Genomic DNA, 12,160 nt, shown 5'->3' with positions numbered 1-12,160 from the left:
GCACGGTGGGGCGGCGCGCGGCGCCGCCGGCCGCGGGTCCGGGAACGCTCAGGCCAGGCAGCGCAGCACGTGGAACCCCTCCCCGAGCGCCACGCCCGCCTGCATGCCCCGCAGGACGGCGAGGCTGCGCAGGGTGGGCTCGGAGCGGGTGTGCGGGTGCTGGTGGGACTGGGATCCGTACAGCTGCATGCCGTGGAGCTTGTCCACCACCTGCACCTCGTCCAGTTCGACGATGAGGTTGGGCGGGCACAGCGGCTCCGAGCGCCAGTGGTCGGCGGCCTCCTCGTAGGCCAGCGCCAGGCTCGGGTGGTGGCGCAGCGCGGTGTTGGACGGGCGCAGGGCGGTGTGCACCGCCTCGGCCACGGCCCGGTGGTCCTGGTTGTAACTGGAGTGGTGCGGTCCGAGCACCACGGTCGGGCGGAGCCGCTCGATGGACAGCGGGCTCTCGCGCTCGATCAGCTGGGCGAGGTCCACCCGGGCGACGGAGTCGAGCCTGAGGTGGTACTGGTCGCCGGGCAGGGCCATGTGCCAGTCGTCCCAGCGGAAGTGGTCGGCGACCTTCTTGATCTCCGCGTAGCGCTCCTCCGCTGTGGAGAAGCCCTTGGGAGACATGTCGGCCGTGTCCCCGACGGTGAGGAACTGGACGAACACCTCGGCGCCGGCCGCCTTGGCCTTGCTCATGAGGCCGCCGCAGCCGAGCGTCTCGTCGTCGGGGTGGGGCGCGAACACCAGGATGCGTTCCTGGGACCAGTCCGTCGTCATACCGTTTTCCGTCCTTTGCCTAGAGAGCGATCGGGTTTTTCCCGGGGAGCGGCGCCGCGCCCGGTGGCGCGGCGCTGTGGTGGACCCGTGTTCGGGTCAGCTCTGGGTTCTCGCCTGCCTGAGCACGTTCAGTGCCTCCGGGCCGGTGTTGAGGAGAAGGTCGATCGCCGACAGACGAGGGACGAAGTCGGCTGGGGCGCGCCCGTGCTGCGGGTACACCGGGTGCCGGAAGCCCTGCCACCGGACGTCGATCCCGTAGCGGTGCAGGGTCTCGGGCTCCAGGTAGTCCCGGGCGCCGTCGCCCGAGAGCATGGTGTGCGCCCCCGTTTTGGCGCAGATCTGGGCGAGGAGCTCGCTCTTGCGGCCGGGGAAGTCCCCGATCTCACTGGCCAGCGTCAGCGGTGTGTCGATCCCGAAGCACCGCATCAGCATGCGCGTGGTCGCCACGCACAGGTCCGCGAGACCGTCCCACTCCTGTTCGTACAGGTGGGCGATTTCGTCGCGGTAATCCTTCCAGTAGGGCGCTTTGCGGTAGCAGTGTTCCGCGAGTGACTTGTAGTGTCTTGACTTCCAATTCTGACTGTTGTCAACAACTTTGTCCCGTATGCGGTCGTCCCGGCTGCCCTGGACGACCGGAACGGTCAGCAGGACGGGTTTTCCGCTGCCGCCGACGTAGTTTCGGTTCTGCCATCCGCGACGTTCGAACTGGACGTTGTCGAGGATGATGAAACGGTCGGAACGGTCAATTTTATCCAAAAGCCCCAGCCACGGAAGGTAGTGCGGCTGGTGCAGTGCCACGGTGCGTGACGCACCGTCCTGGCTGCTCATGGCGGAGCGACCCCCCGGGCTGGTGACCTGTGGGATTCGAGTGGAACCGGATGAGGATGAGGACGGAACGCCGATCACTCCGAGCATTCTCCTTCTCTCCGCTGGTCACTTTCCGCAGAATTTTCCAGAACCTGGACAATGATGGACAAACCACAGACGAGCCGTAGCTACAGCTCACAAATATCCTCTTATGGTTACCATCTTCCGCAAGCCCGTGTATACGATTTGTGTGGCCTACATAGGACGCGAACCCGGGTGAACCTCTCGGTGTCGTAGGGCGTCAAGCTAACACCGACTTTGCGGGTTGATGTCGGTCCGAAACCGAGAACTTCGGAGGGTCCTAGCGCTGTGCGTACCGCACGTTTCATAGGCGGCCTGCTGATCGGGCTCATCGCCCTCGCCCTGGCCGCGGCACTCTTTGTCTACTGGTTCGGCTACGCGACGGACGTGGCCGAGGCCTCCGGCCTCGGCGCCCTGGGTTACGTGTTCCTGTGGTTGGCCTTCGGCGCCAACCTGCTGCTGTGGACCACCGTCGGACTCGTGCGCCTGGGCGAGGACTCGGTGCGCGCCGTGCTCCGGTCACCGCGCGCCGGACACCGCGGCGCCGTCGGGGGCGGGGCCCGCGAACGCGTCCTGGTGGGCGCGGGCGGTTCCGGCGGCGCCGCACTCGCCGAGAGGGGCGGCGACGCCTCCGAGGGGGGCGCCTCGGCGGCCATGGCGGCCCGGGCGGAGGGTTCCGGGCGGGAGGTGTCCCTGGCCGTCATCATCCCGGCGCACAACGAGGAACCCGTCATCGGCGGCGCCATCGCCTCCGCCATGGGGCTGTTCGAACGCTGGGACATCTACGTGGTCTCGGACTCGTCGAGGGACTCCACCGCCCAGATCGCGGCCAAGACCGGCGTGAACGTCCTCGAACTCCTCGCCAACCGCGGCAAGGCCGGGGCCATCGAGGCGGTCATCGAGGAGTTCTCGCTGACCGACAACTACGACGGCGTCCTCATCCTGGACGCCGACACCGAGCTCGACCCCGGGTACGTGGAGGGCGCCCGGAGGCAGCTGGCCGACCCGTCGGTGGCGGCGGTCGCGGGCTTCGTCGTCTCGGAGTGGAAGCCCGGGGAGCGCGGTTTCGTCGGCCGGATGATCTCGGCCTACCGGGACCGCCTGTACTTCATGCTCCAGTACCTCATGCGCTTCGGGCAGACCTGGCGGCACGCCAACACGGCCTTCATCGTGCCCGGCTTCGCCAGCGTCTACCGCAGCGAGGCGCTCAGGGAGATCGACGTCAACCCCAAGGGGCTGGTGATCGAGGACTTCAACATGACCTTCGAGGTGCACCACAAGCGCCTCGGCAGGGTCTCGATGAACCCCGACACCAAGGCCTACAGCCAGGACCCGTTCACCTTCCGGGATTACTACAAGCAGGTCACCAGGTGGACGCTGGGCTTCTGGCAGACCATCCGGCGCCACCGGGTGTGGCCGAGCCTGTTCTGGGCCTGCCTGGCGCTGTACATCCTGGAGGTGGTCCTGGTCTCCGCCGTGCTGCTGGTCACCACCGTGGTCGGCCTGTTCGTCCTGGCGGGGACGCTGGGCGGCGAGTTCTTCCTGAGCCTGCCGTTCGTCGGGGAGGCCTTCACCGCGGTGACGGCCTTCCTGCCGCTGCTGGCGATCGCCATCGGCCTGTTCATCCCGGACTACATGCTCACCTGCCTGATGGCGGCGATCCGGCGGCGGCCGTCCTACCTGGTCTACGGCCTGCTCTTCTTCCCGATCCGGCTCGTGGACGCCTACCTCGCGCTGCGGATGATCCCCAAGGCGTGGACCACCGAGTCCGACGGCCGGTGGAGCAGCCCGGACCGCGTCTCGGGCAGGTGACCCGACCTGCGGTGACGTGAGATCGTCCGGCCCCGGGTACCCCGGGCGCCCGGGGTACCGGACAGCGTTTAGGCTGATTTTCGCCCGCCCGCGGACCTGTCTCGCCGGAGCGGGGACGCAGTCGTCTGAGGGGGATCAGCCGTGGACAAGAGGCGCGTGTCGTTCGCGTTGTACCGGGTGCTCGCGTACGTGACCGGAGTCTTCCTGCTGGGCCTGACCTTCGTGGCCATGCCCGCCAAGTACCTGGTCGGGGAGACCGCCCGCTTCTCCCTGGTGGGCGCGCCGCAGGGCCTGGAGCACTGGTTCGGCCCCGAGTCGCCGCTCATGCTCTACATCGCGATGCCGCACGGCTACATCTACATGGCCTACGTCTTCGTGGTCCTGTGGGTCGCCCTGGACCGCCGCTGGAGCGCCTCCCGCACGCTGGGCGTGGCGCTCGCGGGCACCATCCCCGTGCTCGGCTTCGTGGTCGAGCACCGGATCGTGCGCTCGGAGCAGGCCAAGGACCGCGAGGCCGGACGGGCTCAGGAGCCCGCGACCGCGGGCTGATCCTCCCGGGAGCCGCCCTCGCGCAGCTCCCGGCGCATCAGCAGGATCCAGAAGACCACGGCGGAGACGCCGAACATCGCCCACTGCACGGTGTAGCTGAGGCTGCGCCAGTTGACGGTGAACCCCGTGGGCGGCTCGGGCGGCGGCGCGGGGACGAGCGAGGCGGTGGCAGGGTCCGTCTCGGGCAGGGTGACGTATCCCTCGTAGAGCGGGTGGTCCCACTCGTTGACGAGCACGGACGTGGCGATGCGCTCGACCTGGCCCTCGGAGACGTCCACCGGCACGACCCCCTCCGAGCCCGCCGGAGGCAGCAGCCAGCCGGTGACCGTGACCTCGCCCCCCGGCACGGGCGGGATGTCCTGGCCCTCCTCGGCCCAGCCCCGGTTGACGGTGACGGCGGCGCCGTCGTCGGTGACCAGGGGGACGATGACGTCGTAGCCGCGCACGCCGTCCACGACGCGCGGCACCAGCAGCTGGGCGTCGGCGTCGTAGCTGCCGCTGGCCTCCACCGCGCTGTTGGCGAAGGAGTCCGGGCGCATGTACTGGCCCGGTTCGAGCAGGTCCGAGACGGGCACGGCGCCGGCCAGGTCCGCGACCGGGTTGGTGATGACCTCGCGGTCGGGTTCGAAGGCGCGGACGAACTGCCAGGCGGTACCGGCGACGCAGACGACGCCGACCAGCAGGGCGAGCAGGTGGATGCCGAGCCACCGTGGGCTGAGGAGCGGTGATCTCACCAGACCAGGCTAAGCGTGGTCCCCGAGCGCCCCGTCATGACCCCGGTTTGACGCTACGCACACGGGCTTGGCCCGCCGCCTGCCGAGGAATGACGATCACTTTAAGTAGTTCATCGTGACTCAGGGTTGTTCTTCGAGGTTGTGGTGGGTAGTGTCTCCATCAACGCGGGACGACCGGGTCGTTTCCGCGGCAGGCCTTCAAGGCCGCGACTCCAGGGGGGAGGAGTCGCCGGCCGCTTCCCAGCGCGAGGGTCGCTTCCGTACTTTGAGGGGGGATGCGGAAGCGACCCTCGCCACCTCGTAACCGGGGGCGTTCCCACAGGTCAGTGGGGGCGCCCCCGTCGTTTTCCCACCGTTCCCGGAAGTTCTCTCAGGGGATGTCCTGGATCCGGCGCTCCCTCAGGTCGGTGAGGTGGCGCGCGGCCGTCGCGAAGTCGTCGTCATGGAGGACGACGAGTCCGTGGTGGGCGGCCGTGGCGGCGATGAGCAGGTCCACCGACGACAGCGCGCGGTGTGCGCCCGCGCGCAGGAGTCGGTACTGGGCGGACTCCACCCACTGCCAGGCGCTCTTCGGCACGGGGACGTTCGGGTGGAGCACCTCGAACATGTCGTTGAACTGTTCGTACTCGTCGAGGTTGCGTGCGGAGCGACGGAACTCGACACGCTGTACGGTGCACGAGCCCACGGCGCCTTCCGTGATGACCTCACGCCAGGCCAGCCTGTACTTCTCGTCCCGGAGCACACGCCACAGCGCGGACGAGTCGATCAGGAACCGGATCACGTGTACGGCTCCTTCGCGGCCGCCCGCTGCTCTTTCCAGCCTTCGTAGTCCCAGTCCTTGGCCAGGTCGGCGAACTGCTCCAGGGCCGCGATGCGCCGGTGTCTGCGCGCGTACTCCCGAAGGGCCAGGTTCACCGTTTCCTTCTTGGTGCGCGTGCCGGACAGGCGCATGGCCTCTTGGAGCGCCTCGTCGTCGACGTCGATCTGGGTCAGGCTCATGTTCCACCTCGCATCATGGCGATGTACACCGGATATGGAGTCCATGTACATCGCCATGATAGTCCGCCAACGGGGGAACGCCGTGTCAGCCCATGCTCTTCTGGCCGTCCAGGGCCTCGCGCAGGATGTCGGCGTGCCCGCAGTGCTGCGCGGTCTCGCGGATGACGTGCAGCAGCGCGTCGCGGGCGGACCAGGAGGCGCCCTCGGGGAACCACGGCGCGTCCGGGAGCCGGTGGCTGACCTCCAGGTCCGGCAGGCCGTTGACGAACTCCTCGGTCTCCCGTGCGGCCAGCGCGTAGTCCGCCAGGACGCTGTCGAGGGTCTCGCCCTCCAGCAACCGGAAGCTGTCGGCCTGCTCCTCCCAGGTGGCCGGATCCTCGTAGTCCACCTTCGGGTGGACCGCTCCCTCACGGACGAACCGGATCCAGTTGCGCTCGGCCCGGGTCACGTGCTTGACCAGCCCGCCGAGGGTCAGTTCGCTCACCGTGGTGCGCCGCGCGGCCTGTTCGTCGTCCAGGCCCCGGACCGTGAGGCGCAGGAAGTCGCGCTGGTCCTCCAGGAACCGCAGGAGGCTCGCGCGCTCCACGTCCACCGTGCTCGTCGCCGTCGTGACCACCATGACCACCGCTTTCTCGCCCTGCCCGACTCGGTACACGAGGACTCTAGGGAGAGTGGAGGTCAGTTACGGTCCTCCACCGGACGGAAAACGGGAGGAAAGGGTGCGGCCCCGAACGGGGCTCTGCCGATAGCCTGGCGTTCTGGCGACTCGGAGGTTCCATGACCTTGATTCCGCTCCAGTACCGGCTCGACGGACCCCGGCACGCGCCCGTCGTACTGCTCGTGCCGCCCTTCGGCACCACGATGTCGGTCTGGGAACCGCAGCTGCCCGAACTCACCCGCGACCACAGGGTCCTGCGGGTCAACCACCGGGGGCACGGCTCCTCTCCGGCCCCGGAGGGCCCCTACACCGTCGAGGAACTCGCCCTGGACCTGCTCGGAGTCCTGGAGGCCCAGGGCCTGACCCGGGTCCACGCGGTGGGCGCCGGGCTCGGCGGGGCGCTGCTGGTGTGGATCGCGGCCAACTCGCCGCGCACCCTGGAACGCCTCGTGCTGCTGGCCGCGGCGCCCCGCACCCCGCGGACGCACCGGTGGGACCTCCTCGCCTCCCGGGTGCGCTCGTCGGGCCTGGACTCGGTGACCGCGGACGTGGTGCGGCCCTGGTTCACCCCGGACATGGGCGAGGAGCGGCCGCGGGTCGTGGCCCGGCTGACCGAGGAGTTCGGCGGGCTCGACCCGGAGGGCTTCGCCGCGGTCTGCGACGCCGTGGCCGGGATGGACCAGCGCCACCTGGTGGCCTCCGTGCGGGTGCCGACCCTGGTGGTGTCGGCCGCCCACGACCCGATGCTGCCGCCCGGCCACGGCCGGAGGCTGGCGGACGGGATCCCCGAAGCCCGGTTCGAGGTGGTCTCCGGCGCCGCGCACCTGCTCGGGGTCGAGCGCGCGGACCGGGTGAACGAGCTGCTGTTGGAGCACCTGTCCGGCTGAGGGGAGCCCGTCCGGGGAGGCGGGATCAGACCTGCGCCAGGGGGATCAGCGGGCTGTTGATCTCCAGCAGGTAGCCGTCGGGGTCGCGGAAGTGCGCCGCGCGGATACCCCATGCGGTCCAGTCGCGCGGCTCCATCACCTGCCGGGCGCCGTCCGAGACCAGTCTGGCGGCCGTGGCGTCGACGTCGTCCACCTCGAAGATCACCGCGAACCGGTCCTGGTTGGGCAGCGCCGGGTCGGCGGTGTCGGTCTCCAGGGCCTCCGCCATCACCTCGCGCTGGTTGATCGCCAGCCGGGTCCCCGACTCGACGTCGAACTCCGCGTAGCGGCTACCCTCGTCCCCGCGCAGCACGGGGAGCTTGAGCACCTCGGAGTAGAAGCGGAAGCAGGCCTCGTAGTCGTTGACGAGGAGCCGGATGTAGCTGCAGCGCATGGGGTCTCCTGCCGTTCGGCATCGGTCTTGGCACCATTGTCCCGTTCCGGGCGTCGCGTGGGGGGTTGTCCACACCCGTTTTTCCTCTTCCCCGGCACCGGGTTCGAAACGCGTTCTCCGCGTCGCCGTCCGGGCTCCCCGACCTGGGGCCTGGGGTAGAGGTGCGCGCTCGACCTCGTCACCGCCGCCCACGCGGCGCGGACGGGGAGAACCGGCCGGGACGCCAAGGCGCGTTCCGACGGCCTGGCCGCAGAGGCTCGGCCGGGGCCTCAGAGGATGTCCGGGCCCGCCCAGCCGTAGGTGTCGCGCTCGCGGACCCGGGCCAGCTCGTCCTCGGACAGCACGCGGGGCTCGCCGAGCTGGCGGGCCCTCAGGTACGCGCCGCTGAGCCAGTCGAGCAGCCGCAGGTTCTCCAGCGCGTGCCCCAGGTCGCGGCCCAGGGCGAGGCCGCCGTGGTCGGCGAGCAGCGCGGCGTCGCGGCCCTTGAGCGCCTTGACGGCGTGGTCGGCGATCTCGCCGGTGCCGTAGGTGGTGTACGGGGTGACGGCGATCGCCCCGCCCAGACCGGCGGCGCGGTGGTGGATGGCGGGCAGCTCGGCCAGGACCGAGGACACCGCGACGGTGTCGGTCGTGAACGCGTTCACCACCGCGGTGACGTCGCGGTCGTGCTCGGCGGCCAGGCGGTGCACGGCCATGTGCAGCGTGGCCTCGGCGGCGGGGTCGCGCCTTCCCTCCAGCACGCGGTCGTCGAGCGACATCACCGGGCAGTCGGCGGGCTGGATCTGGTCGAGGCGGACACCGTGGGGCGTGACGACCAGCAGGTCGCCGCTGCGGACGCTGACGGTCCCCGACTCGCCGGGCGCGGTGCCCGGGTCCGCGGCCAGGGCGCGGGCGGTCAGACACACGTCACGGCGTTCCTGTTCGAGCAGCATGCCTTCCTCAAGGGGTGCGCGGTGGGCGCGGTCCGTGCCGCGGGGGCTCGGGAGTCCGGACGAACCCGCTTAGGTATGCCTCAACTAAGGGCACACCTCAATGTACGTCAAACTCTCGTCCCCGTCTTCCCCAGGCGAGGGTGTTCCGCCGCTCCCCCGATCGTGACTCCGAGTAGTTGTTGGCCCGGATGTGACGCGGGCCGGACCACGGGCGATTCCACTGGGTCGGGTTGTTCGCGCAGACCAGGCCGGTCAACAGGGCGTACATGGCGGAAGAGTCTGATGAGACGAGGCTGTTTGTGACTAACGATCCGGGGCAAACCGGACCCGTGAACGAACTCTACGTAACCCTTCCGTCCGTGCCGTACCTGGCGGAACCGGGGTCGGCGACGGCCACCAGCCTCTACATCGACGGTCGGTGGCGGGCGGCCGGCAACGGCCGGGTGCGGGAGATCCTGAACCCCGCCGACGCCTCCGTCCTGACCATCGTCAGCGAGGGCGGAAGGGCCGACTCCGAGGAGGCCATCGCCGCGGCCCGCCGCGCCTTCGACGGCGGCGAGTGGCCCCGCACCCCCGCCGGGGAGCGCGGACGCGTCCTCGACCGCATCGCCGACCTGCTCCAGCGCGACCGCGAGGAGATCGCGGTCATGGAGTCCCTCGACACCGGCAAGACCATCGAGGAGGGCGGGATCGACGTCGACGACGTCACCGGCGTCTTCCGCTACTACGCCGGTCTCGCCGACAAGGACACGGGCCGCCTGGTCTCCGCGCCCGAGGGCGTGCACAGCAAGGTGGTCTACGAGCCCGTCGGCGTCTGCGGCATGATCACGCCCTGGAACTACCCTCTGCTCCAGCTCGCCTGGAAGATGGCCCCGGCCCTGGCCGCGGGCAACACCATGGTGGTCAAGCCCAGTGAGATCACACCGGTCACCACCGCCAAGCTGGTCGAGCTCACCACCGAGGCGGGCGTCCCGGCGGGCGTGGTCAACCTGGTCACGGGCAGCGGCCCCGACGCGGGCGCCCCGCTGTCCGAGCACCCCGACGTGGACCTGATCTCCTTCACCGGCGGTCTGGCCACCGGCAGGCGGATCATGGCGGCGGCCTCCGAGACGGTCAAGAAGATCGCCCTGGAACTCGGCGGCAAGAACCCCAACATCATCTTCCCGGACGTGGACCTGGACACCGCCGTGGACTACGCGCTCAGCGCCGCGTTCTTCCACTCCGGGCAGGTCTGCTCGGCCGGGGCGCGCCTCATCGTGCACAACGACGTCCACGACGCCTTCACCACCGAACTCGCCCGCCGCGCCGAGGCCATCCGCATCGGCCGAGGCCAGGACGAGGGCGTGCGCTGCGGCCCGCTGGTGTCGGCCGAGCACCGCGCCAAGGTGGAGGCCGCGGTCGCTCGCGGCGTCGAGGAGGGCGCCCGGATCATCGCCGGGGGCAGGCGGCCCGACGACCCGGACCTCGCGCAGGGCTACTTCTACCGGCCCACCGTGTTCGTGGACTGCGACCGGGCCATGGACATCGTCCAGACCGAGGTGTTCGGCCCGGTCGTGACCGTGGAGCGGTTCGAGACCGAGCAGCAGGCCGTCGAGCTGGGCAACGACACCGACTACGGCCTCTCCGGCGGAGTGTGGACCGACGACACCGCCCGCGGGGAGCGCGTCGCGGCGGCCCTGCGCCACGGCACCGTCTGGATCAACGACTACGGCCCCTACTTCCCCGGCGCCGAGTGGGGCGGCTACGGCCGCAGCGGGATCGGCCGCGAACTCGGACTCGCGGGCCTGGACGAGTACCGCGAGGCCAAGCACGTCTACCGCAACCTGTCCCCCGAACCGCAGCGCTGGTTCGGCTGACGGGGCCGAGCGACGAGAGGACCCGGACCGTGGACCCGACCGAGAGCACCTATGACTACGTGATCGTGGGAGGCGGCACCGCGGGATCGGTGATCGCCAACCGGCTCACCGAGGACCCCGGCACCACCGTGTGCCTCATCGAGGGCGGTCCCGACGACCGGAACCTGGAGCACGTCCTGCGCCTGCGCGACTGGCTGAGCGTCCTGGACGGGGAACTCGACTACGGCTACACCACCGTCGAGCAGCCGCGCGGCAACTCCCACATCCTGCACTCCCGGGCCCGCGTGCTCGGCGGGTGCTCCTCGCACAACACGCTCATCAGCTTCCGGCCGTTCGCCGAGGACCTGGACGACTGGGTCGCGGCGGGCGCCGAGGGCTGGGACAACGCCACCGTGCAGTCCTACGCGGACCGGATCAGGTGCAACATCGTCCCGGTCGCCGAGAAGGACCGCAACGCCATGGTCAGGGACTGGGTGGCCTCGGCGGCCGAGGCGGCCGGTGTCCCGGTGGTGGAGGACTTCAACGCCCTGACCTCGCACGGAGGCGGCTTCGCGTGCGGGGCGGGCTTCCTGTCCATCGCCTACGACCCCTACACCGGCCACCGCTCCTCGGCCTCGGTGGCCTACCTCCACCCCATCATGGACGTGCGCGACAACCTCACCGTCATGCTGGAGACCTGGGCCGACCGGCTGCTGTTCGACGGCGACCGCGCCACGGGGGTCAGCGCCACGGCGAAGGACGGCACGCGCACCACCGTCAGCGCCCGCCGGGAGGTGATCCTGTGCGCGGGAGCGGTCGACTCGCCCCGGCTGCTCATGCTCTCGGGGGTCGGCAACGCCGGGGAACTGCGCGAGGCGGGCATCGAACCCCGCCACGACCTGCCCGGCGTCGGCGAGAACCTGCTCGACCACCCCGAGTCGATCATCATGTGGGAGACCAGCAGGCCGGTCCCGACGAACACGGTGATGCACTCCGACGCGGGCCTGTTCGTGCGGCGCGACGACTCCGACCCGCGCCCGGACCTGATGTTCCACATCTACCAGGTCCCCTTCGACGACAACACGAGGCGGCTGGGCTACGAGTCCCCGCCCGACGGATACGCGGTCTGCATGACGCCGAACATCCCCCGCGCGCGCTCGCGCGGCAAGCTCCGCCTCGCCAGTGGCGACCCCCGCGAGAAGCCCGAACTGGACTTCCGGTACTTCACCGACCCCGAGGGCTACGACGAGAGGACGATCGTGGACGGCCTCAGGATCGCCCGCGAGGTCGCCGCCACCGAGCCGTTCCGGTCCTGGATCACCAGGGAGGTCGCCCCCGGCCCCGGCGTCCAGAGCGACGAGGAGCTGTCCGAGTACGGCCGCCGAGCCGCCCACACCGTCTACCACCCGGCGGGCACCTGCCGGATGGGCGCCGCCGACGACGACGGCGCCGTGGTCGACCCGCGCCTGCGCGTGCGCGGGCTGCGCGGCCTGCGGGTGGCCGACGCGTCGGTGTTCCCCACGCTGCCGACGCCCAACCCCATGGTCATGGTCCTGGCCCTGGGCGAGCGCGCCGCCGACCTCATCCGCCAGGACGCGCTGGCCGGGGAGGGCACCGCGGACCGCTGAGCAGGCCGAGTGGAGCGGCCGGGTAGGGGGAGGACCCCTGCCC

13 protein-coding genes are annotated in these 12,160 nt (G+C 70.4%); 5 read left to right on the top strand and 8 right to left on the bottom strand.

Going from position 1 to position 12,160, the window contains the following annotated elements:
- Positions 1 to 48 precede the first annotated feature (48 nt).
- Positions 49 to 762, bottom strand: a complete 714-nt coding sequence (locus DQW06_RS06570) for a PIG-L deacetylase family protein (RefSeq protein WP_013156382.1) — start codon at positions 760 to 762, stop codon at positions 49 to 51.
- Positions 763 to 858: 96 nt separating this feature from the next.
- Complete coding sequence (locus tag DQW06_RS06565) at positions 859 to 1,590, bottom strand: WbqC family protein (RefSeq protein ID WP_117198146.1); 732 nt, start codon at positions 1,588 to 1,590, stop codon at positions 859 to 861.
- 348 nt (positions 1,591 to 1,938) lie between these two features.
- Here DQW06_RS06565 and DQW06_RS06560 point away from each other — a divergent pair, with 348 nt between their 5' ends.
- Positions 1,939 to 3,462, top strand: a complete 1,524-nt coding sequence (locus DQW06_RS06560; protein ID WP_117198145.1) for a glycosyltransferase — start codon at positions 1,939 to 1,941, stop codon at positions 3,460 to 3,462.
- A gap of 141 nt (positions 3,463 to 3,603) precedes the next feature.
- Positions 3,604 to 4,011, top strand: a complete 408-nt coding sequence (locus DQW06_RS06555; protein ID WP_013156385.1) for a DUF3817 domain-containing protein — start codon at positions 3,604 to 3,606, stop codon at positions 4,009 to 4,011.
- Here the strand turns inward: DQW06_RS06555 and DQW06_RS06550 are convergent.
- From DQW06_RS06550 to DQW06_RS06535, 4 genes are all read right to left on the bottom strand, one after another.
- On the bottom strand, positions 3,987 to 4,745 hold the full coding sequence (locus tag DQW06_RS06550) for an SURF1 family protein (protein ID WP_071621009.1): 759 nt from the start codon (positions 4,743 to 4,745) through the stop codon (positions 3,987 to 3,989). The two genes, DQW06_RS06555 and DQW06_RS06550, sit on opposite strands and share 25 nt — an antisense overlap.
- Positions 4,746 to 5,115: 370 nt before the next feature.
- Positions 5,116 to 5,526 carry a PIN domain-containing protein gene (locus tag DQW06_RS06545; RefSeq protein ID WP_117198144.1) on the bottom strand — a complete coding sequence of 137 codons (411 nt, stop codon included), beginning with the start codon at positions 5,524 to 5,526 and terminating at the stop codon, positions 5,116 to 5,118.
- Complete coding sequence (locus DQW06_RS06540) at positions 5,523 to 5,744, bottom strand: type II toxin-antitoxin system VapB family antitoxin (RefSeq protein ID WP_117198147.1); 222 nt, start codon at positions 5,742 to 5,744, stop codon at positions 5,523 to 5,525. Before DQW06_RS06540 ends, DQW06_RS06545 begins: the two co-directional genes overlap by 4 nt.
- A gap of 85 nt (positions 5,745 to 5,829) precedes the next feature.
- On the bottom strand, positions 5,830 to 6,363 hold the full coding sequence (locus DQW06_RS06535) for a DinB family protein (RefSeq protein ID WP_071623116.1): 534 nt from the start codon (positions 6,361 to 6,363) through the stop codon (positions 5,830 to 5,832).
- Positions 6,364 to 6,521: 158 nt separating this feature from the next.
- On the opposite strand from DQW06_RS06535, the gene DQW06_RS06530 reads away from it, so the two are divergent.
- Positions 6,522 to 7,289 (top strand): alpha/beta fold hydrolase, encoded by a 768-nt coding sequence (locus DQW06_RS06530; RefSeq protein ID WP_013156388.1) that lies wholly within the window; start codon positions 6,522 to 6,524, stop codon positions 7,287 to 7,289.
- Positions 7,290 to 7,314: 25 nt separating this feature from the next.
- Here DQW06_RS06530 and DQW06_RS06525 read toward each other — a convergent pair whose 3' ends face one another.
- Both DQW06_RS06525 and DQW06_RS06520 read right to left on the bottom strand, forming a co-directional pair.
- On the bottom strand, positions 7,315 to 7,722 hold the full coding sequence (locus DQW06_RS06525; protein ID WP_013156389.1) for a VOC family protein: 408 nt from the start codon (positions 7,720 to 7,722) through the stop codon (positions 7,315 to 7,317).
- 269 nt (positions 7,723 to 7,991) lie between these two features.
- Positions 7,992 to 8,654: a class II aldolase/adducin family protein gene (locus DQW06_RS06520; protein ID WP_117198143.1), complete on the bottom strand. Its 663-nt coding sequence runs from the start codon at positions 8,652 to 8,654 to the stop codon at positions 7,992 to 7,994.
- A 329-nt stretch (positions 8,655 to 8,983) separates the two neighbouring features.
- Between DQW06_RS06520 and DQW06_RS06515 the strand changes: the two genes are divergently transcribed.
- Positions 8,984 to 10,510 (top strand): aldehyde dehydrogenase family protein, encoded by a 1,527-nt coding sequence (locus DQW06_RS06515; protein ID WP_041553454.1) that lies wholly within the window; start codon positions 8,984 to 8,986, stop codon positions 10,508 to 10,510.
- Positions 10,511 to 10,539: 29 nt separating this feature from the next.
- Positions 10,540 to 12,117: a GMC family oxidoreductase gene (locus DQW06_RS06510; RefSeq protein ID WP_013156392.1), complete on the top strand. Its 1,578-nt coding sequence runs from the start codon at positions 10,540 to 10,542 to the stop codon at positions 12,115 to 12,117.
- Positions 12,118 to 12,160 lie beyond the last annotated feature (43 nt).

It is taken from the genome of Nocardiopsis sp. TNDT3 (assembly GCF_003427465.1).
GTDB classification, from domain to species: Bacteria; Actinomycetota; Actinomycetes; order Streptosporangiales; family Streptosporangiaceae; genus Nocardiopsis; species Nocardiopsis dassonvillei.
This window is presented reverse-complemented; position numbering and strand designations above follow the sequence as displayed.